Raw genomic sequence first — 23,447 nt, 5'->3', positions numbered from 1 at the left:
CTCCTGATCGCGCGGATCGAGCGGCAAGAATTGGAGCGAAAATGACCCATCAATTCCACTCCACTGTCCTGCGCGAATACGACATTCGCGGCATCATCGGCGAAACGCTGGGGGCAGAGGACGCGCGGGCGATCGGTCGCGGCTTTGCCACGCTGCTGCGCAAGGCGGGCGGAACCAGGGTTGCGGTTGGGTATGACGGCCGGACCAGTTCACCGATGCTTGAGCAGGCGCTGGTCGAAGGGCTCAATGCCAGCGGAGTCGATGTCGTGCGCGTCGGGCTCGGCCCCACCCCGATGCTCTATTATGCCGAAGCTTCAATGGAAGATGTGCAGGGCGGCATTCAGATAACCGGCAGCCACAATCCCGCCAATTACAATGGCTTCAAGATGGTATTCCAGGGTCGACCGTTTTTCGGTGACGATATCCAGGAACTGGGGAGGCTGGCCGCCAGCGGGGCCTGGGCCGATCGCAGCGGCCTCTCTGGAGAGGGCAGCAATGAGCACCGCGAGATCATCGACGCCTATGTCGATCGGATGATCGAGGGGCTGGACGGGATCGGGAAGGATCGGCTCTCCGCGCTTCGGATCGGATGGGACGCGGGCAACGGGGCCGCCGGCCCCGCCCTCGAACTGCTGGCGCAAAAGCTGCCTGGCGAACACCATCTTCTCTTCACCCAAGTGGATGGGACGTTCCCGAACCATCATCCGGACCCAACCGAGGAGAAGAACCTAACGGACCTGCGCAAGCTGGTCGCAGCCAAGTCGCTCGATTTCGGAATAGCCTTCGACGGCGACGGCGACCGGATCGGCGCGATCGACGGCGAAGGCCGCGTGATCTGGGGCGACCAGTTGCTCATGATCTACGCCGAGGACCTCCTTCGCCAGGTGCCCGGAGCCACGATTATCGCGGACGTCAAGGCATCGCGTGCTCTATTCGACCGGGTCTCAAAGCTTGGTGGCCATCCGCTTATGTGGAAAACCGGGCACAGCCTGATCAAATCCAAAATGAAAGAGGTTGGCGCGCCGCTGGCCGGGGAAATGAGCGGGCACGTGTTTTTCGCGCACCAGTATTATGGCTTTGACGATGCGCTTTATGCAGCGGTCCGCCTGATTGCCGCCTCGGCGCGGCTGGGCAAGACCGTCACCGAACTGCGCGGAGCGATGCCGGCGCTGGTCAATACGCCGGAACTGCGCTTCCAGGTCGATGAGAGCCGGAAATTCGCCGTGATTGACGAGGTGAAGGCCCGCCTTTCGGGTTCGGGCGCGGATGTCGATGCAACCGACGGCGTGCGCGTGTCGACCGTGGATGGCTGGTGGCTGCTGCGAGCATCGAACACGCAGGACGTGCTGGTTGCGCGCGCGGAAAGCGATGACCAGGCGGGGCTTGACCGGCTCCTTGCCCAGATCGACCAGCAACTCGCCGCCTCGGGCCTCAAGCGAGGACCGCAGGCCGGGCATTGACGGGCTTAGGCCGCCAGCGGCGAATCCGGCCCTTGCGTCAAGCCTTCGCCGGCAGGAGCCTTGCCGAACATCATCATCCGTTCTCCCGATGACTGGCGGATGGCAAGCTGGATAACGGCCCCAAGCAACGCCTTTTCGCGTGTGAGCCCTGCACTGCGGGCATCGAGTCCGTTGAGGTTCTTGATGATGGCGAAGGATCCGCCGCGCTTGCCAAGCATTTCCACTTCAAAGCCTGCGGGGATCATTGCGCGGATCGCGCCCAGATTGTCACCGATCGCAATCCTTTCGAACACGGAGCGCTTGCGGGCAACCTGTTCCGCAAGATTCGCGCTGGGCTGTTCATCGGCGATGATCTGGCAAACTTCCAGGATGGCGCGGGGCAGCTTGGAGTCGGGCACTTCGTTGCATTGCAGCGCCCACTGTTCGAGCTGGGAAAGGGCCACAGTCCCGGCCATCGATGAGAGCATGTTCATTGCAATCTCCAGTCCGGACAGAACGCGCCGGTATACTGAAGTTAACAAACCCGGTTAGGGGTAACCACGAGAACTCCCCCCAATGCCGACCGAACGCGGAGCGCCGGTCATTATTTAAGATATTGAAAAGCTGTATCAATATGCGAACTCATTGCACTATGGCAGCGATTTAGATCCAATCTGGAATAAATCGCCCTGCTCGCCCTTCACAGGACGAAGAACAGTGCCAGGCCCGATGCGGCGACGCTGCCCAGCATGGCGCACGCCCCTGGCCAAGCCTGTCGCCAGCCGGCGATGCTCACCAGGGTCGCGCTCTTGAAGATGGAATTGAGCACAAACGGCGGCATCAGCACCAGCCCGGCGATCTTGGGGTCAAGCGTGCCGGGGGGCAGGTTGCCCATGGTAATCGTTGCGGAATCGACATCGACCACACCAGAGATTGCAAGCACTGTCGCAAGTCCCGCGTCGCCATAAAGGGTCAGCATCCAGCGCGCGATGACGGTCAGGACCATGGTCAGGCCCATCAATGCCAGCGCTGGACCAATTGCAAAGGGGTTGCGGACGGGCACTTCTTCGACTGTTGCGCCAGGGGTGCCGCTGCGCCTGCGCAGAATGGCGACCGTGGCGATCAGGCTGACGATCATGCCGGGACCGGCAAGCGTTGCCAGCGTCGGCAGGGCAAAGCGTGCCAGTGCCCCCGTCAGCACCATGATCCGCAGGAACATCACTGCCGAAGCGAGGGCAACGCCGGCATTGCATATTGCGAAATCGCCGCTGCCGTCGCGCAGTTTGCCCGCCAGCGAAGCAGTGACCGCAGTTGACGATACGAGCGCACCCGCGGCCGATGTCGCCAGCACGCCGCGCGAGGGGCCAAGCAGCCGTGCCGCGGCGTAACCGGCGAAAGAGAAGCCTGAAACCATCACCACCACCAGCCACAACTGGCGCGGTCGCCATGCTCCGTAGGGGCCATAGGGCGTGTCGGGGAGCAGGGGCAGGATGACGAGCGCGATCAGCGCGAAGCGGGCGATCGCCATCATTTCGTGCTCGTCGATGTGGCGCAGCCAGTGATGGAGCTGATTGCGCATCGCCAGAATGATCAAAGTTACCCCGGCAACCGCGCTGGAAAGCGCGAACTCGCCGTTGCCCGCCAGAAAGCCGGCGGCCAGCGTAATCAGCCCGGTCAGGCTGGCCGTGCCGCTGATGCTGGCCTTGCGGCCGTCGCGCCGGGTCGAGCGCCAGTATCCCATCAGCACCAGGGCGGCTCCGGCCACCAGCAAGACCAGCGCTGCCCCAGCCGCGCGGGCCTGCAATGCTCCGGCAATCCCGCCAGCCAGTCCCAGCAGGCCAAAGGTGCGAATTCCGGCAAAGCGGCTTCCGGCGGGTTCGCTCCGCAACGCCCAGCCGCGCTGGATCCCCACCAGCAGTCCTAGTGCGAAGGCGATACCGATGCCGGACAATTCGCCGTAACTAAGGGTTGCGGATCCCTGCATGCTGCCGGGTTTGGCAGCCGATCAGGCGTCAGGAAAGAGGGAACTTCGCACCGCGCCTTTCCCCGCAGCAGTTCCTGGGGGGTACCGGTCAATTCCCTCTTCCCTAGTTCGGGCGCTGATCCCACATTCCCTTGCATGTCTGCCGCGCAACTTCCCGAAGAGCTGGCCGAGTGGTTCACCGCACGCGGCTGGCTGCTACGACGGCACCAGGCGGATATGTTGCGTCTGGCCCGGGCGGATCGCCATGCCCTGCTGGTCGCCGACACTGGTGCGGGCAAGACACTGGCCGGCTTTCTGCCGACCCTCGCCGCATTCTGTCCTTCGGTCCGCAAGGACGAGCCGGCGCCCGAGGGGTTGCACACCCTCTACGTTTCACCGCTCAAGGCGCTGGCCCATGACGTGCAGCGCAATCTTCTCGCGCCGGTGGCCGAACTTGGTCTGGCCATGCGAATCGAGACGCGCAGCGGCGATACGCCGTCGGACCGCAAGGCGCGGCAGCGCGCGAACCCGCCGCATGTCCTGCTGACCACGCCGGAATCGTTGGCCTTGCTGCTGAGCTATCCCGAAGCGGAGACCCTGTTCGCCGGGCTTCAGCGCATCGTGATCGACGAGGTTCACGCCTTCGCCCAGACCAAGCGCGGGGATCTTCTGGCGCTGGCCCTCAGCCGGCTGCAGACGCTGGCACCGCAGCTTCAACGCGTCGCCCTGTCGGCCACGGTCGCCGATCCCGATGGCTACCGGGCCTGGCTCGCACCTGGCGGGCAGGGCGGGGAAGTGGCGCTGGTGGAGGGCGAAAAGGGCGCTGAGCCCCAGCTCGAGATCCTCTTGCCGCAAGAGGCAAGAGTGCCCTGGGGCGGACACGCGGCCGTCTGGGCGGTGCCGCAGCTCTATGAGGCGATCAAGGCGAACCGCACCACGCTGGTCTTTACCAACACGCGGTTCCTTGCCGAGTTCATTTTCCAGAAGCTGTGGGATGCCAACGAGGATCACTTGCCGATCGGCATTCATCACGGCTCGCTCTCGAAGGAAGCGCGTCGCAAGGTCGAAGCGGCGATGGCGCGCGGCGAGCTGCGCGCGCTGGTCTGCACCGCCAGTCTCGATCTGGGGGTCGACTGGGGCGACATCGACCTGGTGGTCCAGATGGGCGCGCCCAAGGGTTCGTCCCGTCTGCTGCAACGGATCGGCCGGGCCAATCACCGGCTTGACCTGCCCTCACGCGCCATGCTCGTGCCGGGCAATCGCTTCGAGTTTCTCGAGGCGGTTGCCGCACGCGAGGCGGTGGAGCAGGGCCAGCGCGATGGAGAGGATTTTCGCCCTGGCGTGCTCGATGTGCTGGCCCAGCACGTGATGGGGCGGGCCTGTGCCGGCCCCTTCGATGCGCAGGCTTTGCTATGTGAAGTGCAGGGCGCCCTGCCCTATGCCTGGGTCGATGAAACGCTGTGGCAGCGGGTGATCAACTTCGTGGCCACCGGAGGCTATGCGCTCAAGGCCTATGATCGTTTCCAGCGCATCGTTCAGGGGCGCGATGGATTGTGGCGATTGACCCATCCCGAGCATGCTGCGCGCTTCCGGCTCAACGCCGGGATCATCATGGACGCCGAAATGGTCGAAGTGCGTTTTCGCAACGGTCGGTCATTGGGTCGCGTTGAAGAGAGCTTTGCCGCGAGCCTCAAGCCCGGGGCGACATTCCGCTTTGCCGGGCTCGACCTTGAAGTCGAGGCAATGCGCGAGACTGAGCTGGTCGTCCGGGCCGCCAGGCGGGCCGGGGCGATCCCGAGTTACATGGGCGCACGCATGCCGCTGACCACGCACCTTTCGGAGCGGGTCCAGGGCCTGCTGGCCGATCGGACCGGATGGGCAAAGTTCCCGGATGACGTGCGGGAGTGGCTGGAAGTCCAGGACTGGCGGTCCGAGCTGCCCGCTCCCGGCAAGCTGCTGGTTGAAAGCTTTCCCCATGAAGGCCGCCATTACACGGTGTTTCATACCTTTGAGGGCTGGCCGGCCAATCAGTCGCTTGGCATGCTGGTGACGCGGCGCATGGAAGATCGCGGTCTTGCACCGCTCGGCTTTGTCGCCAATGATTATGCATTGGCCGTCTGGGGACTGCGGCCGATCGATGATCCGGCCGCCTTGCTCTCGCCCGACATTCTCGCCGATGAATTTGCCGAATGGGTGCAGGACAGTTACCTGCTGCGCCGGGCATTTCGCGAAGTTGCGGTGATTTCCGGACTCGTCGAGCGCCAGCATCCGGGGAAGCGCAAGACCGGCCGTCAGGTCACATTCTCGACCGACCTGATCTACGACGTCTTGCGCCGGTATGAGCCCGACCATGTGCTGATCGATGCCGCCTGGGCCGATGCGCGGGCGCGGATGACTGACGTTGGCCGACTTGCGGGGTTGCTCGACCGGGCAGGGTCGCAGGTTCGGCACGTGGTGCTCGACCGGGTCAGTCCTCTTGCGGTTCCGGTATTGGTCATGATTGGCCGCGAGGCCATGCCGCAGGGTTCCGCCGACGATGAACTCCTGTTCGAGGCGGAAAGCTTGGCCGGGGCTGCGATGCGAGGAGATGAACCGGCTGATTTCGGGGGCGAGCCCGGGTTTGCGTGAAGCGGCCGACTGGTTTGCCCTGTTCGGCGTCAGGGTTTGGGCTGGTTTGACCGGAATGAAAAAGGGGGCGGATTGCTCCACCCCCTGATCCGATTTTCCGACTTGGAAAGACTTGCTGGTCGTTACTTACCAGCGTTGGGAGCCTTGCCGAATTCGGAGAACTGTTCGTTGCCGACGAAACCGAACGCGGTCACGCCCGACCCCTTGATGATGTTCAGCGCCTGGGCAGCTGCTTCATAGGGGGCCTGCGGGTCCGGCTGGAACTGCAGTTCCGGTTCCGGCTTGATCGCCATCGTCGCCTGCAGCGTGCTCAGCAACTGACCGCCGTCAAGCGGTGTGCCGTTCCAGAGCAGGGCACCGGTCGGGGTGATCACAAGCTTGTTCTTGTCGCGCTTGACGATCACGTCCGGCGGCGGAGCCGACGGGTTGGGCAGGTCGATGTTCACCGCGTGGGTGGCCACCGGGATGGTGATGATGAACATGATAAGCAGAACGAGCATGACGTCGATAAGCGGCGTCGTGTTCATTTCGTTCATCGGCTCGCCATCGTCCTTGCCGCCTGACATTGCCATGAGGTTTTACTCCTGAAAATTGGCCTGACGGCGTCAGCCGTTCGGGTCGACCGGGTTCGAGATGAAGCCGACGGTCGGGTAACCCGAGATCTGGACGTTGTAGATCGCACCCGCGATGCAGCGCCACGGAGCGTTCACGTCACCACGGATGTGCACCTGGGGTACCAGTTCCGGGTTGGCGACAAGCGCTTCGGGGCCGCCCGCGCGCTTGACGATGTCGTCCAGCCGCTTGAAGGCCATGTCACGCAGTTCGACTGAATCGACCGGCGTGATGTTGTTGAAATAGATCCGGCATTCGCCGCCCAGCGACGCGCCTTCGAAGCCCGGGTCACCCGCGCTGCGACCGGCATCGTCGGTCGTGCTCACGGTCAGCAGCAGGTTCTCGACCTTGTCCTTCGATTCCTGCGAGGCCATGATCGGGATGTGCAGCTTCTGGATCGTCTGGATCGCGACCGGAACAGCGATGAGAAAGATGATCAGGAGCACCAGCATCACGTCCACGAGGGGCGTGGTGTTGATGTCCGACATCGGCTTCTCTTCGCCGCCGCCGCCCATCGAAATCGCCATGAGTTACATCCTATACTTGCGTGGCCCGGCCGGTGGGCGCTGCCTTGCGGCGTTACGCCCGTGGCCGGTCAGGAACCGGTGCCTGTGGCCGGGCGAACCCGGCCAGGGCACCGGCCTGGCGACTTACTTCTTGGCAGCCGGGGCAGCCGCAGCCGGAGCAGCGGGCTTCGCCGGGGCAGCAGCCACGATGGCGGGCTTCACGGCACCCTTCGAGTTGATGTTCGCGAGAACGTCGGTGGCAAAGCTCTGCAGCAGTTCGGCGATGCGCTTGTTGCGAGCCTGCAGGTAGTTGTAGGCAAGCACGGCCGGAACGGCCACGAGCAGACCGACGGCGGTCATGATCAGAGCTTCACCGACCGGACCGGCGACCTTGTCGATCGAGGCCGAACCGGCGACGCCGATGGCGATCAGCGCGCGGTAGATGCCGACCACGGTACCGAACAGACCGATGAACGGCGAAGTCGCACCGACGGTGGCGAGGAAGGGCAGGCCGGCCGCGAGGCGGGCGTTGATCGAAGCTTCCGAGCGAGCGAGCGAGCCGTGCAGCCAGTCGTGCGCGTCGGTTTCGTTGACCATCTTGCTGTGCTGGTCTTCAGCGGCAAGGCCGTCGTCGACGATCTGGCGCCATGCGCTGTTCTTTTCGAGCTTGGCGGCGCCTTCCTTGAGGCTCGGAGCCTTCCAGAACGAGCCGCGCATTTCACGATACTGCTTCATGATCTTCGACTGGTCCGACCACTTGGTGAACAGAATGAAGAACGAGCCGAACGACATGATCGCCAGAATGGCCGCCACGCTGAGGGCGATCCAGTTCGGGTTGCCGTCCGGGAACATCATTTCCTTGATGCCGAACTTGTTCTGGGGAGCAGCGCTGGCAGCTTCGGCCAGAAGGTTAACGATAAACATGCGGTAGTCCTCTCAAGAAGAAGAAAAGTTGAAAGCCAATGGCCCTGTAAGAGCCGAAAATCCTAGAAAATCAGTCCTTGGGAATCTGCCAGCGGACCGCATTCGAATAGTAACCCGTGGTCGGGTTGCCATCGCCGTCGGTGGCCGGAGCGAATTTCCCGCGGCGACGCAGGTTCGCGCAAGCTGCTTCGTCCAGGTCCGGGCTACCGCTCGAACCGGTGATTTCACAGTTGGCGACCTTCCCGTCCGGACCCACAGTGAGCCGGAACCGGGTCGTGCCTTCACGTTCTTCACGCAGCGCGCGCGAAGGATAGTCGTTGGTCGTGACCCATTCCCCCGAGCGGCCCTTGGGCTGGGGCTGCTTGGGCTGGAACTTCGGCGGCGGGGGAGCCACCGGAGCCGGCGGAGCGATGATCGGAACGACCGGCGCCACAGGCGGCGGCGTCACAACGGTCTGCACCGGAGGCGGCGTCACGTTGACGTTGATCTTCGGCGGCGGAGCCACGATCGGCGGAGGCGCGGCCTGCTGCTTGGGCGGCGGCGGCGGCTCCTTCTTGGGCTCCTCCTTCTTGATGTCGACAGTCGTAACCTTCTTCACAATGGCCCGTACGCCTTCATAGGCCAGACCCGTCACCAGCGCATAGCCGACGACGATGTGAATCAAGGCAACGACGACAAAGGCAGCAATGCGATTGCCGCTCATTTCTTGGTCAGCGTAAGCCATTCAGACGAAACACTCCTAATCAGTCCCCCCGGGCACAGCCCGGACTCGACGTCCGAATCCGCCCGAGGGAAGATTCGACCGCCTAAATTCTTAACTTCCACCCTGTTGGTCAACCCGGGAAACGACACGAGCGCCCGACGCCCGTACAGCCAGATCGCGAGCCCTTATCGTTCTTTGGCCCGGTTTTCCGTGAGCTTTAGCGACGAGCCGCGTATCGCGCAACGCTTTATCCATTAACGGCCGATTCACTTGCGTTAACGTCAAACCTCAGGAAAATGTCACGGAATTGTGCGCTTCGCGGCGCTGTCGCGAGCCGCCAGCCAAATCTGCGGAGCCAAAATGCCCAAAACCTCGTCTCTTGTCCGCCCGGGCCTTGCCGCCTTGCTGATTCTCGCGCCCTTGACCGGTGCAACGGCTGATTCGCGTGCTCCCGCCCCAATCGCTCCCCCGCCAAGCTATGCCGATCTGGCCGATCTGGCGGATGGCACGCCGCTGATCGTGCGCGCCCAGCCGCGCAAGCTGGTAGCGGTCGAGCCGGCGAGAGCCCAGGGCGTGCGCGCGGGGTGGGGCCGCTTCTATATCGAGGCGCGGACCGAGGCCGTGATCTTCGGTGCGACCGGGCTTGGCCAGCAGCTGCGCTATCTGGTTGACCTGCCACTCGATGCCAAGGGCAAGCCGCCGGCCATCAAGAAGAAGAGCGTCGTGATCTTCGCGCGAACCGTTCCGGGCCGTCCCGGTGAACTGCAACTCGTCGCGCGCGATGCCCAGCTGCTTTGGGATCCGTCGCTCGATGCCCGGCTGCGCGGCGTCGTTGGCGAACTCAACGCCCCCGATGCGCCGCGCCGCGTTTCGGGCGTGCGCGAGGTGATCTTCGTGCCCGGCAACCTTGCGGGCGAGAGCGAGACCCAGATATTCCTCGCGACCAGCGATGGCGAGCCGGCAGCGATCACCGTTAGCCGCAATCCGGGCCAGCCGCCGCGCTGGAGCGTCTCATTTTCTGAAGTGGTCGGCGATGCCGCCAATGCGCCGGTGCGGGACACGCTGACCTGGTACCGCCTGGCCTGTTTCCTGCCGCCGGTCCTGCCCGGTCAGGCCAACACCTCTGGCACCCAGGCCGACCGTGCGGCTGCTGGAATCGATTATCGCTTCGTGCTCGACCAGCTTGGCCCCTGCGCGCGCACCCGCCGCTAGGACCAAGTCGCCGAGCGCAATAGCGGGCTCTGCGCGCATCAAGCCTTGCCGCCCGCGCGGCGCGCCCCTAAGGGCCGCGGCGCGAAAGGGAATGAAATGGCCGAACCTCTGCGTATTGCGCTTGCCGGCCTTGGCACTGTCGGTGCCGGGGTCATCCGTCTGGTTGAAGCGAATGCCGCGCTGATCGCGCGCCGCGCCGGGCGGCCGCTTCAGATTACCGTGGTGGGCGCGCGCGATCGCAACAAGGATCGCGGGGTCGATCTTTCGCCCTACGCCTGGGAAGACGACATGGTCGTGATGGGCGAGCGCGACGATGTCGACGTCGTGGTCGAGCTGGTCGGCGGTTCGGACGGCCCGGCGCTGTCCTGCGCGCGCACCACGATCGAGGCGGGCAAGGGCTTCGTCACCGCCAACAAGGCGATGATCGCGCACCACGGGCTGGAGCTGGCCGCCAAGGCGGAGGACAAGCACGTCCCGCTGAAGTTCGAGGCGGCCGTGGCTGGCGGGATCCCCGTGATCAAAGGGCTGCGCGAAGGTGCCGCCGCCAACGAGATCGAGCGGGTTTACGGGATCCTCAACGGAACCTGCAATTACATCCTTTCGACCATGGAAGACACCGGGCGCGATTTTGGCGATGTCCTCGCCGAAGCCCAGGCCAAGGGTTATGCCGAGGCCGATCCGGCCTTCGACATCGAAGGCACCGATGCTGCGCACAAGCTTTCGATTCTGGCCGCGATCGCGTTCGGCGCGAAGGTCGACTTCGCCGGGGTCGATACCTCCGGGATCACCCGCCTGCGCGCGGCCGACATCGCCCAGGCCGACGCGCTGGGCTATGTCATCCGCCTGATCGGGATGGCCGAAACGGTGCGCACCGATGGCGCGCACGCCCTGTTCCAGCGCGTCCAGCCGCATCTGGTCCCGTTTGATCATCCGCTGGCCCACGTCGATGGCGCGACCAACGCCGTGGTCGCCGAAGGCAACTTCTCGGGCCGTCTGCTGTTCCAGGGTGCGGGTGCGGGCGACGGGCCGACCGCGAGTGCGGTTGTGGCCGATCTGATCGACATCGCACGCGGCGAAGTATCCGCGCCGTTCTCAGTCCCGGTGGCCGAGCTCGAGGCGATGCCGCGCGCCGCGACGGGACACCGTATCGGCCGGGCCTACCTGCGCTTCATGGTTGCTGATCGTCCGGGTGTGCTGGCCGAAATCACCGCCGCGCTGCGCGATGCCGGGGTTTCGATCGAATCGATGATCCAGAAGGGCCGCGGCGGCGAAACCGGTGGCGAAGTGATGGTCGCGATGGTCACCCACGAGGGGCCTGAAAGCGCCGTCAACGAAGCGCTGCGCCTGCTCGAGGGTTCGGACAGCCTTACCGAGGCACCGCTGGTCCTGCACATCCTGGGCGAATAGGCGCGAGCTGCGCCGGCCTCAGGGTGCGGCCATTTCGCCCTTGGCGATCTTGTCCGCGTCCGAACCTTCAGGGGCTTCGGGAATGGCCTTGACGTCGATCGCGTAGATCGGCGGCGGTGCCCAGCCGCCCACGACGCAGCCAGCCTGCCCCTTGCACGAACCGCGATCGAGCTGCGGTGCGCGCGGCACTCCATTGTCCAGTTCGCGCCGCGCCGCCAGCGACCCGGGATCGGTTTCCGCGGTCGAAGGGACGCGCAAGTCTTCGCCGCGATCGGGCGCGCAGACCACGATCGCATCGTCACCGCCGCTCGATTCGCAGCGGCGCCGGGGAGGGGCGACCCCGTACATTTCCTGGGTGATGGAGATTCGTTCGGCCACGCGTGCATCAAGATCATCGTTCTGGGCGCGCGCCTGCGGGGCGAGCGCGCCGCCCAAGGCCAGCGCCAGAAATGCCGCAATGACTGATCTTGAATGCACTTCGGACCCCATGTTCCGCCAATAGTCCAAAGGCCAACCCCACACTTAATCCGGGCTGAATGGTCGAGGTCCGGGCGTGCCCACTCGACATCGCGGCTAAGCCAAACTAAGCGCATCAAACGCAAGCTTGCACATACGTATTCAGACAGGACCTGTTCCAGACCATGACCGACACTGCCACCACCAGCAATGCTCTTGATCGCGTTCTCGTGCTCGAAATGGTTCGCGTGACCGAAGCCGCGGCGATCGCCGCCTCTGCATTGGTCGGCCGCGGTGACGAAAAGGCTGCCGACCACGCCGCTGTCGAGGCGATGCGCGCGGCGTTCGACGATCTGGAAATCGACGGCACCGTGGTGATCGGCGAAGGGGAACGCGATGAGGCCCCGATGCTCTACATCGGCGAAAAGGTCGGCGGGGCCAAGGGCACCGGCCCCAAGATCGACATCGCGCTCGATCCGCTGGAAGGCACCACGATCACCGCCAAGGCTGGCCCCAACGCGCTAGCCGTGCTGGCCTGCGCCGAGGAAGGCAACCTGCTCAACGCGCCCGACGTTTACATGGACAAGCTCGCGGTCGGTCCCGGCTATCCCGAGGGGATCATCGACCTTGCCAAGTCGCCGACCGAAAACGTCAAGGCAGTGGCAGCGGCCAAGGGCGTGCAGCCGCACGAAATTATCGTCTGCGTGCTTGACCGCCCGCGCCATGCCGACCTGATCGCCGAACTGCGCGGCCTGGGCTGCGGCGTTGTGCTGATCGGTGACGGCGACGTGGCGGGCGTGATCGCGGTGACCAATGAAGACACCACGATCGACCTCTACATGGGTTCGGGCGGCGCGCCGGAAGGCGTGCTGGCGGCGGCCGCGCTGCGCTGCGTCGGGGGGCAGTTCAACGGCCGCCTGCTGTTCCGCAACGAGGATGAAAAGGCCCGCGCCCGCAAGTGGGGCATCACCGATCTCAACAAGATCTATACCCGCGATGAACTGGCCAAGGGCGATTGCATCTTTGCCGCCACCGGGGTGACCGACGGCTCGCTGCTCGACGGGGTGAAGCGCCGCAAGGACGGCACCATGACCACCCACACGGTGGTGATGCGCGCCAGTTCGGGCACCGTTCGCTGGGTGAAGGGTGAGCACCGCAAGGCGAAGTAATGCCGATGCGCCAGCGCGCGGAGGCGCGCTGATCCACCATTTGCGTTGTTCACTGGCTTGCAATCGCGCAGCGCTTGGCTAGAGCCCGGCGCTAGGCACTTTGTGTGCTATTTGGCGTAATTGGCAGCGAAGGGATACGCGCACATGAAGATCGTCGCCGGCAACAGCAACCTGCCGCTCGCTCGGGCGATTGCAGGCTATCTCGAACTGCCGCTTACCGATGCCAGCGTGCGCCGCTTCGCCGACGAGGAAGTCTTCGTCGAAATCCACGAGAACGTGCGCGGCGAAGACGTGTTCGTGGTCCAGTCGACCAGCTTTCCGGCCAACGACAACCTGATGGAACTGCTGATCTGCATCGATGCGCTGCGCCGCGCCTCGGCCAAGCGGATCACCGCGGTGGTCCCTTATTTCGGCTATGCCCGGCAGGACCGCAAGCCGGGGCCGCGCACGCCGATCTCGGCCAAGCTGGTGGCGAACCTGATCACCACCGCGGGGGCTGACCGCGTGCTGGCGGTCGATCTCCACGCTGGCCAGATCCAGGGCTTCTTCGATATTCCGACCGACAACCTGTTCGCCGCGCCTGTAATGGCGGCCGACATCCAGGCGCGTTATGGCGGCCAGGCGCTTATGGTCGTCTCGCCCGACGTCGGCGGCGTGGTGCGCGCCCGCGCGCTGGCCAAGCGGCTCGACAATGCGCCGCTCGCCATCGTCGACAAGCGCCGGGACAAGCCGGGCCAGTCGGAAGTGATGAACATCATCGGCGACGTGAAGGGGCGGGCCTGCATCCTGATCGACGACATCATCGATTCGGGCGGTACCCTGTGCAACGCGGCCCAGGCGCTGATGGACGCCGGCGCGGCCAGCGTGACGGCTTATTTGACCCACGGCGTGCTCTCGGGCGGCGCGGTGGCCCGCGTTTCCAGCTCCGCGCTCAAGGAGCTGGTGATCACCGACACCATCATGGCCAGCGAAGCGGCAGAGGAATCCGACAGGATTCGGGTCCTCACGATCGCACCGCTGATCGGCGAAGCGATCCGCCGCATTGCCGATGAAAGTTCGGTCAGCTCGCTGTTCGACTGACATGAACCTCACCGCCGACATCGCGCTCGCCCATCGCCTGGCCGATGCGGCGCGTGCGGCTATCCGCCCCCATTTCCGCACCCCGATGACCAGCGAGCGCAAGGGCGATGCCACGCCCGTGACCTTGGCTGACCGCGCTGCCGAAGAGGCGATGCGCGCGATCCTGTCGGCCGAGCGGCCGGACGATGCTGTCCACGGCGAGGAATTCGGCGCCAGCAACGGCACGTCGGGGCGCACCTGGGTGCTCGATCCCATCGACGGCACCACGGCCTTTCTTGCGGGCCGGCCGCTGTTCGGCACGTTGATTGCGCTGGTGGTCGAAGGCTGGCCGGTGCTGGGCGTGATCGACCAGGCGATTCTTGATGAACGCTGGGTCGGGGTAACTGGGCAGCAGACCATGCTTAACGGGCAGCCCGTCCATTGCCGACCATGCCCGTCGCTGGCGGAAGTGGCGCTGGCGACCACCGGGCCGCACTATTTCGACGACCATGACGGCGCGCACTTCATGGGACTGGCGGCCAAGACCGACCACCGCCGCATGGTGATGGGCGGCGATTGCTACAACTACGCCATGCTTGCCTCGGGCCACATCGACGTGGTCTGCGAGGCCAATCTCAAGCTGCACGACTGGGCGGCACTTGTGCCGGTGGTCGAAGGCGCGGGCGGCACGATGTGCGACTGGAACGGCGAGCCGCTCCACGCCGCGAGCGACGGTCACGTGCTCGCGCTGGGCGATCCGGCCAGGCTCGACGACGTGGTCGAGGCGCTGGCCTGTCACCACTAGACAGCGTGGACAAATTCGGCGTGGATCACGGTTAGGCTGTCAGTGGCCCCGGCGAGGCGCGAGGGCGCCGGGAAAGTGGGCCTTTCTCAAGGCCGAGCAACGCTGCCGGGGCCACTGACAGCCTAACCCCTGCGGGGCTGGATCAAAAATTGCCATCTCGGCGTCGGCTCGGCTCGAAATATCGACATATTCCATCACCTCGCCTCCTTGAACTGGCGATTTTTGCTTCCAGCCGTGACCGCGCGGAATTTGTCCACGCTGCCTAGGGCTCAGGCGAGCGCTGCCTTCACGAAATCCGCCGCGCGCTCGCCAATCATGATCGAGGGTGCGTTGGTGTTGCCCGAGACCAGCCGCGGCATGATCGAGGCGTCCGCCACCCACAGCCCGTCCAGCCCGCGCGCCTTGAGCGTCGGATCGACCACGCTATCCGCGTCGCCGCCCATCCGGCAGGTACCGACTGGGTGATAGACGGTGTCGGCGCGGCTGCGAATCAGCTGGTCGAGCGCGGCATCGTCATCGAGGTTCACCGGGTGGCGGTCCTGAGGCTGATAGGCCGAAAGTGGCGGGGTATCGACGATCCGGTGCATCAGCCGGACGCCCTGGCGCAGCACGGCGATGTCGCGGTCATCGTCGAGGAAGTTGGGGTCGATCTGCGGCGCGGCGGCTGGGTCGCTGCTGGCAAGGCGCACGGTCCCCCGGCTTTCCGGGCGGAGCACGCAGGCGTGAATCGAGAAGCCGTGGCCGTGTACGCTCTCGCGCCCGTGGTCTTCCAGCATCGCCGGTACGAAGTGATACTGGATGTCGGGCGCAGGCACGGTGGGGCTGGAACGCCAGAACCCGCCAGCCTCGGCAAAGGGGGTGGTCATCATCCCGGTGCGCTTGCGGCGATGTTCGATGATTGCGCCCAGCATCTTGAATGCGCCTGCCAGACTGTCGCCGATGAAATCCTTCGACTGGGTCTTCCAGCCGTGAACGTAGTCGATGTGGTCCTGCAGGTCGGTGCCGACGGCAGCACGATCGGCCACCACGGCGATTCCCTGCTCCTGGAGATGCGCGGCTGGACCGATGCCCGAGAGCATCAGGATCTGCGGCGAACCGAAGGCCCCCGCTGAAAGCACCACGCCGCCGCGCGCGCGCAGCACTTCGCGCTTGCCGCCAAAGCGCACCGCAACACCGGTGGCGCGACCGTTCTCAACCACGATCCGTTCGACCAGTGCACCGGTGCGTACCGCAAGATTGGGGCGGGGCGTGGTTAGATAAGCACGCGCCGCAGTCCACCGTTCCCCGCCCTTTTGAGTAACCTGGTAAAGCCCGAAGCCGTCCTGCTGCGCCCCGTTGAAATCCGGATTGATCCCGAGTTGCAGTTGCCCTGCGCTTTCCACAAAGGCGCGGCTGCCGGGATTGGGCCAATGCTGGTCGGAAACCGAAAGCGGGCCGTCGGCGCCGTGAAATTCGTCCGCGCCGCGCTCGTTCGCCTCGGCCTTGCGGAAGAAGGGCAGGACATCGCTGTAAGCCCAGCCGGTGCAGCCCAGGCTGGCCCACTGGTCATAGTCGAAGGCGTGGCCGCGCACATAGAGCATGGCGTTGATCGCGCTTGAACCGCCCAGCCCGCGCCCGCGCGGCTGATAGCCGATCCGGCCGTTCAGGCCCTTTTGCGGCACCGTTTCGAAGCGGTAGTTCGAAGCCTTGGGGATCCACGGCATGAAGCCCGGCGTCTTGACCCGGACATTGTCGTTGGTCCCGCCGGCCTCGAGCAGGCAGACCCGGCGACGGGGATCTTCGGCAAGACGGCCCGCGACTGCGCTGCCCGCGCTGCCCCCGCCGATCACGATTACGTCGAATTCGTCCATGCACCCGCTCCGCAATCTGGTTATGGCAGCAGATTAATCGTGCGCTTAAATTAGTGCAAGCTACTATAAAGGCCCTATTCCGCTGCCTGGGCTTCGTGCCGCTCCTGCCAGCGGGCCCGAATCGTGTCCGATGTGTCGCGGCTGCCGTCGTGGGTCCAGCCGGGCGGCATCAGCAGGTAGCCCAGCTTGTAGCGCCACGGCGCGTTCCACATGTCTTTGGCGATGCCCACCCATTCATGAAACGCCGCCCAGATCAGACTGAAGGTGCCCAATTGGCGCACCACGCCATAGTGAATGCGCGTTCCATCGAGTTCGGGCTGGAAGGTGCCGAACAGGCGGTCCCACACGATGAACACCCCGGCATAGTTGCGGTCGAGGTAAACCGGGTTGATCGCATGGTGGACGCGGTGGTGACTGGGCGTGTTCATCACCGCCTCGATCCAGCGCGGCAGGCGCCCGATTGCCTCGGTGTGGATCCAGAACTGGTAGACGAGGTTCACCGCGCCCACCGTCACGATCATCGCCGGGTCAAAACCGATGAAGGCGGGCCAGATCCGGAACACGAACGACAGCGCGATAAACCCGGTCCAGGTCTGCCGCAGCGCGGTCGAGAGGTTGTAATGCTGGCTGGTATGGTGGTTGACATGGGCTGCCCAGAACCAGCGGATGCGGTGACCGGTGCGATGCGCCCAGTAATAGTTGAAATCATCGAGCACGAAGCAGGCGATCCAGGCCCACCAGGCCCAGCCGATCGTCGCCACGCGGTGCTCGTAAAGCCAAATCATCGCACTCGCGACCAGCCCGGCGAACAGCGCATTGATCACGGTGCTGCCGGTGCCGAGCGCCAGCGAGGTCAGCGTATCGCGCGGTTCATAGGCTTCGGGCCGGTTTCGCCGCGCCCACAGCATTTCGATCACGATGGCGAGGATGAAGAAAGGGATCGCGTATTCGACCGGACCAAGTTTGGGCATGGTTCAGGCTCCCAGCCTGCGCAGGCTGGCCGCCCAGACTTGCGCCTGGTCGCCAAGGTCGAGCGTGACCTGCCCGAAGTGCGGGTCGCCGCTGCCGATGGTCAGGAAATTGCGGTCCAGCCGGGCAAAGGCATGGCTATCAAGCAGGCGTCCGGCGAATTGCGCGCCATGGCGGCGCAGCAGCATGACCCGCCCAGTCCGGTCGCGAACCAGCGCGCCGATCCCGGCCCGGTCCATCGCAAGGTCGGCCGTATCGAAGCCGCAGACCGAGGCTTCGGCGAGTTCGCGCACCTCTGCCTCGCCCGCCAGGCGCACGTCGCCGCCTAGGCCAAGCCGGCTGGCCATCCAGGTGACGCCAAGAATCAGCGCGACCGAAATGGCCAGCTGAATCCCCAGAAAGAGCAATTGATGGGCGGTGTGAAACAAATCAGCTCTCCCGCGCCGCAAGCATGTCCATAAGGGCGCGGACCGGAGTCACGTCGTAACCTGCCCCTGCGGCAGCCGCAGCCAGGGCATCGGGGCTTTCGCCGCGGCTCGCCTCGGCCAGGGCCCAGAGCAGGGTCGAGCGGGTGCCGGAGCGGCAATAGGCCAGTACGGGCGTGTCGCTGGCGGCAAGCGCGGCGGCCATTGCCTTTACCTGGGCTTCGGAAAACCCGGCGTGGGTCACGGGGATCGCAAGATAGGCGATCCCGGCGGCCCTGGCGGCGGCTTCGATCGCGTCGCCTGGGGTCTGATCGTCGCTTTCGCCTTCGGGCCTGTTGTTGATGATCAGGCCGATGCCCAGCCGCTGCGCCTCGGCCACTTCATCCAGGGTGATTTGGGGGCTGGCGAAGATTCGGTCGTTTAGCTTGCGGAACATGGGGATCACTTCTGGTTTGGCCGATCGGGTCATGGCGGATGGTTTGTCCGCCCTGTCTGCCAAGACCCGGTCATAGTGGCAAGCGGCCTGCGCGCCTTGTCCGGAATCGGGCGGATTCCCGGGCGCCGGCGTATTCTTCGCCAATGGCAGAAATGTCACACAACCAAGCGCCGACATGGCTTTGCCTGGACTGTGAATGATTCTGTTCGCCTTATGGCCTTTGTTCGTATATCACGGGAATTGCAGAGGAGGGGCTACCTCAGCCGTTTTGTCTGTCGTCCGGTGCGATTCGTCCGCGCCGCCGGGCTGTGTAGCGTGGGGCGAAACGAAGGTACGTTCGAGTTTATGGGTTTTGATCGTGGACGTCGCGGCCGTGGCCGTGACAAGCGGGACGGTTTCGGCGAAGAAGGCTTTGATCCATTCGCTGGCGGTGGTGACCGCTTTGGTGGTGGTGACCGTTTCGGCGGCGGCGACCGGTTTGGCGGTGGCGGACGCGGAGGTTATGGCGGCGGCGATCGTGGCGGCTTTGGCGGTGGTGACCGCGGCGGCTTCGGTGGCGGTGACCGTGGCGGCTTCAGCGGCGGTCCGCGGGGCGGCGGCGGTGGCGGCTTCGGTGGCCCGCGCGGCGGCGGCATGCCGGCCCAGGTAGTCGGCGAAGGCACCGGCACCGTAAAGTTTTTCAACGCGGCGAAGGGCTTCGGCTTCATCCAGAAGGATGGCGGCGGTGAGGACGTGTTCGTCCACATCAGCGCGGTCGAACGCGCCGGGCTTGAAGGTCTCGCCGAAGGGCAGCAGCTCAAGTTCACGCTGGTCGATCGCGGCGGCAAGGTGTCCGCCAGCGATCTCGAAGCCGTGGGCGACGTGATTCCGGTCGCCAAGCGCGTCGAAGCGCCGCAGCGTCAGCTGACCGGCGAACGCGCCACTGGCACTGTGAAGTTCTTCAACTCGATGAAGGGCTTCGGCTTTATCACCCGTGATGACGGCCAGCCCGATGCCTTCGTACACATCAGTGCTGTCGAGCGTTCGGGTATGTCCGGCCTCAACGAAGGCGACCGTCTGGAATTCGACATCGAAGTCGATCGACGAGGCAAGTACTCGGCGGTCAACCTGGTGCCGCGTCAGGATTGACCAGCCGGCGACTGGCTGCGGTCGGGTTTGACCGCAGCCTCGCGAGCAGCTTAAATGACACGGCAATGGCGGTCCCGGCGGGCCGCCATTTGTCGTTTTCGATTCCGCCGGGCCCGAAATTTCAAAGGATTGAAGCGATGTCGATTACTCCGCTCATGCCAGTCTATCCCCGCTGCGGCTTCCGGCCGGTGCGCGGTGAACACTGTCACTTGATCGGAGAGGACGGGCGCCGATATCTCGATTTTGCGGCCGGCATCGCGGTGAACATCCTCGGCCATTCGCACGAGGGCCTGATCGGCGCGATCCAGCGTCAGGCTGCAACGCTGATGCACGTCTCGAATCTCTATGGCAGCCCCCAGGGTGAAAGCCTGGCCCAGCGGCTGGTCGACCTGACCTTTGCCGACACGGTGTTTTTCACCAATTCGGGCGCCGAGGCGGTGGAATGCGCGATCAAGACCGCGCGCGCCTATCACAGCCGCGTCGGCAACGATCACAAGTACGAACTGATCACCTTCAACAACGCTTTCCATGGCCGGACGATGGCGACCATCAGCGCCTCCAGCCAGGAGAAGATGCACAAGGGCTTCCTGCCCTTGCTTAAGGGCTTCAAGTACGTCGAATTCGACAATCTCGAAGCCGCCAAGGCTGCGATCGGTCCGAACACGGCCGGTTTCCTGGTCGAACCCGTGCAGGGTGAAGGCGGCATCCGCCCGGCGTCGCCGGAGTTCATGAAGGGTCTGCGGGCGCTGGCTGACGAGCATGACCTGCTGCTGGTGCTGGACGAGGTCCAGTGCGGCGTGGCGCGTTCGGGCACGATGTACGCCTACGAACAGTACGGCATCGAACCCGACGTGCTGGCGACGGCCAAGGGCCTGGGCGGGGGCTTCCCGGTTGGCGCCTGCCTCGCGACCGAGAAGGCCGCGCGCGGGATGGTGATCGGCACGCACGGCTCGACCTATGGCGGCAATCCGCTGGCCATGGCGGCGGGCGAAGCCGTGCTCGACGCGGTGGCAAACGAAGCCTTCCTGGCCGACGTACGCGCCAAGAGCGAGCGCCTGCGCTCGCGTCTCGAACAGTTCATCGGCAATTATCCGAACCTGTTCGTACTGGTGCGCGGTATGGGCCTGATGCTGGGCATCAAGATGACGCACGAGGCGCGGGCCTTTGTTGGCCATCTGCGCGACAACCACCAGCTGCTGACCGTGGCGGCCGGCGACAACACGCTGCGGCTGGTGCCGCCGCTGGTGATCGACGACGCGCATATCGACGAATTCTTTGAAAAGCTCTCGGCTGGGGCGGCAAGCTATCAGCCGCCGGAGGGGGTATGATGACCCGGCACTTTCTTGATCTGACCGACGCCGGCGGCGATGCGGTCGCCGTGATGCTCAACGATGCGCTGACCCGCAAGGCTGCGCGTCGGGACCTGCCCAAAGGGCGCGTCGATGCCGATGCGCCGCTTACCGGCCACGTGCTGGCAATGATCTTCGAGAAGAATTCGACCCGCACCCGCGTGTCGTTTGACATGGCGATGCGCCAGCTTGGCGGCAGCGCAGTGATCTTGGAGGCCGGTGTGACCCAGCTTGGTCGCGGCGAGACCATCGCCGATACCGCGCGGGTACTCAGCCGCATGGCCGATGCGATCATGATCCGGACCGACGATCACGCCAAGATCGAGGAACTGGCGCGCTTCGCTACCGTTCCGGTGATCAACGGGCTGACCGATCAATCGCACCCCTGCCAGATCATGGCCGATCTCCTGACCGTGATCGAGCATGGGAAGGCCCTACCCGGACTTGAAGTGGCCTGGCTTGGCGATGGCAACAATGTGCTGAATTCGATTGTCGAGGCCGCGGGGCTGATGAAGTTCAACGTCCGCATCGCCGTGCCGGAAGGGTACGAAAGCGATCCCGGCTTTATCGCGCAGGCCCAGGCACTGGGCGCGAAAATCACGCTCACGCGCGATCCGCGCGAGGCGGTGGCGGGCGCCGATGTCGTCGTCACCGACACCTGGATTTCGATGGGTCAGACCGGTGCGGAAGCGCGCATTGCCGCGATGACCCCCTACCAGGTCAATTCGGCGCTGATGGCAGCAGCGAAGGGTGATGCACTGTTCCTGCACTGCCTGCCGGCGCACCGCGGCGAAGAGGTGACCAACGAGGTAATCGACGGACCGCAGTCGGTCGTCTGGGACGAGGCGGAAAACCGCATCCATGCCCAGAAGAGCGTGCTGCGTTGGGTGTTCGGTCAGCTGTGAGCGAACCCGGTCCGATTTCCGAAGGCGAAACCGGCTTCGACCGGATCCTGGGCTTCACCCTGCCCTCGCGCAATGCGCGGGGGCGGGTCGTGCGCCTTGGGGCGGTGCTGGAGACAATCCTGTCGGCGCATGATTATCCGCCGGCGATCAAGCATCTGCTCGCCGAAGCGCTGGTGGTAACCGGGTTGATCGGATCGCTGCTCAAGGACGGCGAGGGCCAGCTGACCATGCAGGCCCAGACCGAAGGCGGGATCGTTGACCTGCTGGTCTGCGATTTCAGGGGCGGGGAACTGCGCGGCTATGTCCGCCATGATGCAGAGCGTCTGGCCATGCTCGGCGCGAACCCGTCGCTCCACGCGTTGTTCGGCAAGGGCTATCTTGCGATTACCTTCGACCTCGCCACCACAGCTCAGCGCTATCAGGGCATTGTCCCGCTTGAAGGCGGATCCCTGGCCGAAGCGTGTCAGTCCTACTTCGCGCAGTCCGAGCAGGTGCCGACGCTGATCCGTGTGGGTGTGCGTTCAGACGGCCAGCATTGCGTCGGCGGCGGCTTGCTGGTGCAGCACCTCCCCGAAGGGGAAGAGGGGCGCGAGCGGCACCACGTCAAGATGGACCATCCCGAATGGGAACATGTTGCGGCCTTGGCTGGCAGCACCCGGCACGATGAACTGGTCGATGGAACCTTGTCGCTCGAAGCCCTGGTCTGGCGGCTGTTTCACGAGGAAGACGAAGTGCGAATCCAGCCGGGCGCGGCACTGTCGCGCGGGTGCCGCTGCACGATCGAGCATTACCAGTCGATCCTGGCCCGATTCCCGGCGCAAGACCTTGCCGAGATGCGCAGCGAAAGCGGGTTCATCGAGGTCGACTGCGCTTTTTGCTCCCGGATCTTCGAAATCTCGGCTTAAGCAACGGTTCATCGATAGAACGGCACACTTGGTCGCAGTGAGTCGCTGTGTTACAAGCGTCGCGAAGCGCAGGTGCCAATGTGTGCCCGGAACGCGAAGATTCAGGATGTGATCCGTTGGGGAAGAAGGCTCTGCGCATTGCCGTCATAACGGCCGCTGTTGCGGCGGCCTTTGCTGCGCCCGCAGTCGGTCAGGGACCGCAACTGGCCATGCTTGATCAGTTGGATTCGGGGCGCTGGGAGTTGCGCTCGCGCGAGCCAGGGGCGGCGACAGAGCGGCTGTGCCTGCCCAACGGTCGCCGTTTGATCCAGCTGCGCCACCCCGGCAGCGACTGCGACCGCTTCATCGTGCAAGACAGCCCGAACGAAGTGACCGTGCAATACACCTGCCGGGGTAGAGGTTATGGCCGCACGCACATCCGCCGCGAAACCAACCGGCTCGTCCAGATCGAAACTCAGGGCATCGCCGAAGGGCTGCCGTTCGATTTTTCGGCGGAGGCGCGCCGGGTCGGGGACTGTCCGGGCTGAGGCGGTTGCCACTGCGCGCGGGAGCGGCTAGCCCTAGCGCCATGCAGCATGACAGCGATGGATTGGGCCG

Annotated in this window: 23 protein-coding genes; 12 read left to right on the top strand and 11 right to left on the bottom strand. The window is 64.8% G+C overall.

The window, feature by feature from the left end; all coding sequences use genetic code 11:
* Positions 1-41: 41 nt before the first annotated feature.
* The gene (gene pgmG / locus ACE3SN_RS09925; protein WP_374529617.1) at positions 42-1,460 is read left to right on the top strand and encodes a phosphoglucomutase/phosphomannomutase PgmG; all 1,419 of its coding nucleotides are present in this window, start codon (positions 42-44) and stop codon (positions 1,458-1,460) included.
* Between the two features lie 5 nt (positions 1,461-1,465).
* On the opposite strand, the gene ACE3SN_RS09920 is transcribed toward pgmG, so the two are convergent.
* Both ACE3SN_RS09920 and ACE3SN_RS09915 read right to left on the bottom strand, forming a co-directional pair.
* Positions 1,466-1,933, bottom strand: coding sequence for a hypothetical protein (locus ACE3SN_RS09920; RefSeq protein ID WP_374529616.1), 468 nt, complete (start codon positions 1,931-1,933; stop codon positions 1,466-1,468).
* A gap of 206 nt (positions 1,934-2,139) precedes the next feature.
* Complete coding sequence (locus tag ACE3SN_RS09915) at positions 2,140-3,423, bottom strand: MgtC/SapB family protein (RefSeq protein ID WP_374529615.1); 1,284 nt, start codon at positions 3,421-3,423, stop codon at positions 2,140-2,142.
* Positions 3,424-3,558: 135 nt separating this feature from the next.
* Here ACE3SN_RS09915 and ACE3SN_RS09910 point away from each other — a divergent pair, with 135 nt between their 5' ends.
* The gene (locus ACE3SN_RS09910; protein WP_374529614.1) at positions 3,559-6,030 is read left to right on the top strand and encodes a ligase-associated DNA damage response DEXH box helicase; all 2,472 of its coding nucleotides are present in this window, start codon (positions 3,559-3,561) and stop codon (positions 6,028-6,030) included.
* Between the two features lie 122 nt (positions 6,031-6,152).
* Here the strand turns inward: ACE3SN_RS09910 and ACE3SN_RS09905 are convergent, their stop codons facing one another.
* From ACE3SN_RS09905 to ACE3SN_RS09890, 4 genes are all read right to left on the bottom strand, one after another.
* Positions 6,153-6,602, bottom strand: a complete 450-nt coding sequence (locus ACE3SN_RS09905; RefSeq protein ID WP_374529613.1) for an ExbD/TolR family protein — start codon at positions 6,600-6,602, stop codon at positions 6,153-6,155.
* A 33-nt stretch (positions 6,603-6,635) separates the two neighbouring features.
* Entirely contained in the window at positions 6,636-7,169 is a 534-nt protein-coding gene (locus ACE3SN_RS09900; protein WP_374529612.1) for an ExbD/TolR family protein, read from the bottom strand.
* A gap of 123 nt (positions 7,170-7,292) precedes the next feature.
* The gene (locus ACE3SN_RS09895) at positions 7,293-8,072 is read right to left on the bottom strand and encodes a MotA/TolQ/ExbB proton channel family protein (protein WP_374529611.1); all 780 of its coding nucleotides are present in this window, start codon (positions 8,070-8,072) and stop codon (positions 7,293-7,295) included.
* Between the two features lie 70 nt (positions 8,073-8,142).
* A complete protein-coding gene (locus ACE3SN_RS09890; protein ID WP_374529610.1) occupies positions 8,143-8,796 on the bottom strand; it encodes an energy transducer TonB in 654 nt (217 codons plus the stop codon).
* A 339-nt stretch (positions 8,797-9,135) separates the two neighbouring features.
* Here ACE3SN_RS09890 and ACE3SN_RS09885 point away from each other — a divergent pair, with 339 nt between their 5' ends.
* Together ACE3SN_RS09885 and ACE3SN_RS09880 are read left to right on the top strand one after the other, a co-directional pair.
* The gene (locus tag ACE3SN_RS09885; RefSeq protein ID WP_374529609.1) at positions 9,136-9,987 is read left to right on the top strand and encodes a hypothetical protein; all 852 of its coding nucleotides are present in this window, start codon (positions 9,136-9,138) and stop codon (positions 9,985-9,987) included.
* A 96-nt stretch (positions 9,988-10,083) separates the two neighbouring features.
* The gene (locus ACE3SN_RS09880) at positions 10,084-11,394 is read left to right on the top strand and encodes a homoserine dehydrogenase (protein ID WP_374529608.1); all 1,311 of its coding nucleotides are present in this window, start codon (positions 10,084-10,086) and stop codon (positions 11,392-11,394) included.
* Between the two features lie 18 nt (positions 11,395-11,412).
* Here the strand turns inward: ACE3SN_RS09880 and ACE3SN_RS09875 are convergent, their stop codons facing one another.
* Entirely contained in the window at positions 11,413-11,871 is a 459-nt protein-coding gene (locus ACE3SN_RS09875) for a hypothetical protein (RefSeq protein ID WP_374529607.1), read from the bottom strand.
* 164 nt (positions 11,872-12,035) lie between these two features.
* On the opposite strand from ACE3SN_RS09875, the gene glpX reads away from it, so the two are divergent.
* From glpX to ACE3SN_RS09860, 3 genes are all read left to right on the top strand, one after another.
* Positions 12,036-13,019 (top strand): class II fructose-bisphosphatase, encoded by a 984-nt coding sequence (gene glpX, locus ACE3SN_RS09870; protein ID WP_374529606.1) that lies wholly within the window; start codon positions 12,036-12,038, stop codon positions 13,017-13,019.
* Positions 13,020-13,163: 144 nt separating this feature from the next.
* Positions 13,164-14,099, top strand: a complete 936-nt coding sequence (locus tag ACE3SN_RS09865; RefSeq protein ID WP_374529605.1) for a ribose-phosphate pyrophosphokinase — start codon at positions 13,164-13,166, stop codon at positions 14,097-14,099.
* Position 14,100: 1 nt separating this feature from the next.
* Complete coding sequence (locus tag ACE3SN_RS09860) at positions 14,101-14,883, top strand: inositol monophosphatase family protein (protein WP_374529604.1); 783 nt, start codon at positions 14,101-14,103, stop codon at positions 14,881-14,883.
* Positions 14,884-15,152: 269 nt separating this feature from the next.
* On the opposite strand, the gene ACE3SN_RS09855 is transcribed toward ACE3SN_RS09860, so the two are convergent.
* The 4 genes from ACE3SN_RS09855 to ACE3SN_RS09840 form a co-directional block, all read right to left on the bottom strand.
* Complete coding sequence (locus tag ACE3SN_RS09855) at positions 15,153-16,733, bottom strand: GMC family oxidoreductase (RefSeq protein ID WP_374529603.1); 1,581 nt, start codon at positions 16,731-16,733, stop codon at positions 15,153-15,155.
* 74 nt (positions 16,734-16,807) lie between these two features.
* The gene (locus ACE3SN_RS09850; RefSeq protein WP_374529602.1) at positions 16,808-17,704 is read right to left on the bottom strand and encodes a sterol desaturase family protein; all 897 of its coding nucleotides are present in this window, start codon (positions 17,702-17,704) and stop codon (positions 16,808-16,810) included.
* A 3-nt stretch (positions 17,705-17,707) separates the two neighbouring features.
* Positions 17,708-18,130, bottom strand: coding sequence for a hypothetical protein (locus tag ACE3SN_RS09845; RefSeq protein WP_374529601.1), 423 nt, complete (start codon positions 18,128-18,130; stop codon positions 17,708-17,710).
* 1 nt (position 18,131) lies between these two features.
* Complete coding sequence (locus ACE3SN_RS09840) at positions 18,132-18,563, bottom strand: TIGR01244 family sulfur transferase (protein ID WP_374529600.1); 432 nt, start codon at positions 18,561-18,563, stop codon at positions 18,132-18,134.
* 345 nt (positions 18,564-18,908) lie between these two features.
* On the opposite strand from ACE3SN_RS09840, the gene ACE3SN_RS09835 reads away from it, so the two are divergent.
* The 5 genes from ACE3SN_RS09835 (at position 18,909) to ACE3SN_RS09815 (ending at position 23,377) form a co-directional block, all read left to right on the top strand.
* On the top strand, positions 18,909-19,691 hold the full coding sequence (locus tag ACE3SN_RS09835; protein WP_374529618.1) for a cold-shock protein: 783 nt from the start codon (positions 18,909-18,911) through the stop codon (positions 19,689-19,691).
* Positions 19,692-19,828: 137 nt separating this feature from the next.
* Complete coding sequence (locus ACE3SN_RS09830) at positions 19,829-21,019, top strand: aspartate aminotransferase family protein (protein ID WP_374529599.1); 1,191 nt, start codon at positions 19,829-19,831, stop codon at positions 21,017-21,019.
* On the top strand, positions 21,019-21,945 hold the full coding sequence (argF, locus tag ACE3SN_RS09825; protein ID WP_374529598.1) for an ornithine carbamoyltransferase: 927 nt from the start codon (positions 21,019-21,021) through the stop codon (positions 21,943-21,945). Before ACE3SN_RS09830 ends, argF begins: the two co-directional genes overlap by 1 nt.
* Positions 21,942-22,850: an Hsp33 family molecular chaperone HslO gene (locus ACE3SN_RS09820; protein WP_374529597.1), complete on the top strand. Its 909-nt coding sequence runs from the start codon at positions 21,942-21,944 to the stop codon at positions 22,848-22,850. The genes argF and ACE3SN_RS09820 overlap by 4 nt, the downstream gene beginning before the upstream one ends.
* Before the next feature lie 209 nt (positions 22,851-23,059).
* The gene (locus tag ACE3SN_RS09815) at positions 23,060-23,377 is read left to right on the top strand and encodes a DUF3617 domain-containing protein (protein ID WP_374529596.1); all 318 of its coding nucleotides are present in this window, start codon (positions 23,060-23,062) and stop codon (positions 23,375-23,377) included.
* Positions 23,378-23,447: the final 70 nt, after the last annotated feature.

It is taken from the genome of Novosphingobium sp., from assembly GCF_041915465.1.
Lineage (GTDB): Bacteria > Pseudomonadota > Alphaproteobacteria > Sphingomonadales > Sphingomonadaceae > Novosphingobium.
Note: the sequence above shows the minus strand (reverse complement) of the source record. Positions and strands in the feature narration are given on the sequence as shown.

Excerpts from the sequence above, each read along its gene's own strand:
- glpX (WP_374529606.1), top strand. The coding sequence starts at position 12,036 with ATGACCGACACTGCCACCACCAGCAATGCTCTTGATCGCGTTCTCGTG.
- ACE3SN_RS09855 (WP_374529603.1), bottom strand. The coding sequence starts at position 16,733 with ATGGACGAATTCGACGTAATCGTGATCGGCGGGGGCAGCGCGGGCAGC.
- ACE3SN_RS09885 (WP_374529609.1), top strand. The coding sequence starts at position 9,136 with ATGCCCAAAACCTCGTCTCTTGTCCGCCCGGGCCTTGCCGCCTTGCTG.
- ACE3SN_RS09890 (WP_374529610.1), bottom strand. The coding sequence starts at position 8,796 with ATGGCTTACGCTGACCAAGAAATGAGCGGCAATCGCATTGCTGCCTTT.
- ACE3SN_RS09905 (WP_374529613.1), bottom strand. The coding sequence starts at position 6,602 with ATGGCAATGTCAGGCGGCAAGGACGATGGCGAGCCGATGAACGAAATG.
- ACE3SN_RS09920 (WP_374529616.1), bottom strand. The coding sequence starts at position 1,933 with ATGAACATGCTCTCATCGATGGCCGGGACTGTGGCCCTTTCCCAGCTC.
- ACE3SN_RS09835 (WP_374529618.1), top strand. The coding sequence starts at position 18,909 with ATGGGTTTTGATCGTGGACGTCGCGGCCGTGGCCGTGACAAGCGGGAC.
- ACE3SN_RS09910 (WP_374529614.1), top strand. The coding sequence starts at position 3,559 with ATGTCTGCCGCGCAACTTCCCGAAGAGCTGGCCGAGTGGTTCACCGCA.
- ACE3SN_RS09850 (WP_374529602.1), bottom strand. The coding sequence starts at position 17,704 with ATGCCCAAACTTGGTCCGGTCGAATACGCGATCCCTTTCTTCATCCTC.
- pgmG (WP_374529617.1), top strand. The coding sequence starts at position 42 with ATGACCCATCAATTCCACTCCACTGTCCTGCGCGAATACGACATTCGC.
- ACE3SN_RS09915 (WP_374529615.1), bottom strand. The coding sequence starts at position 3,423 with ATGCAGGGATCCGCAACCCTTAGTTACGGCGAATTGTCCGGCATCGGT.
- ACE3SN_RS09865 (WP_374529605.1), top strand. The coding sequence starts at position 13,164 with ATGAAGATCGTCGCCGGCAACAGCAACCTGCCGCTCGCTCGGGCGATT.
- ACE3SN_RS09840 (WP_374529600.1), bottom strand. The coding sequence starts at position 18,563 with ATGTTCCGCAAGCTAAACGACCGAATCTTCGCCAGCCCCCAAATCACC.
- ACE3SN_RS09900 (WP_374529612.1), bottom strand. The coding sequence starts at position 7,169 with ATGGCGATTTCGATGGGCGGCGGCGGCGAAGAGAAGCCGATGTCGGAC.
- ACE3SN_RS09830 (WP_374529599.1), top strand. The coding sequence starts at position 19,829 with ATGTCGATTACTCCGCTCATGCCAGTCTATCCCCGCTGCGGCTTCCGG.
- ACE3SN_RS09880 (WP_374529608.1), top strand. The coding sequence starts at position 10,084 with ATGGCCGAACCTCTGCGTATTGCGCTTGCCGGCCTTGGCACTGTCGGT.
- argF (WP_374529598.1), top strand. The coding sequence starts at position 21,019 with ATGACCCGGCACTTTCTTGATCTGACCGACGCCGGCGGCGATGCGGTC.
- ACE3SN_RS09815 (WP_374529596.1), top strand. The coding sequence starts at position 23,060 with ATGCTTGATCAGTTGGATTCGGGGCGCTGGGAGTTGCGCTCGCGCGAG.
- ACE3SN_RS09895 (WP_374529611.1), bottom strand. The coding sequence starts at position 8,072 with ATGTTTATCGTTAACCTTCTGGCCGAAGCTGCCAGCGCTGCTCCCCAG.
- ACE3SN_RS09860 (WP_374529604.1), top strand. The coding sequence starts at position 14,101 with ATGAACCTCACCGCCGACATCGCGCTCGCCCATCGCCTGGCCGATGCG.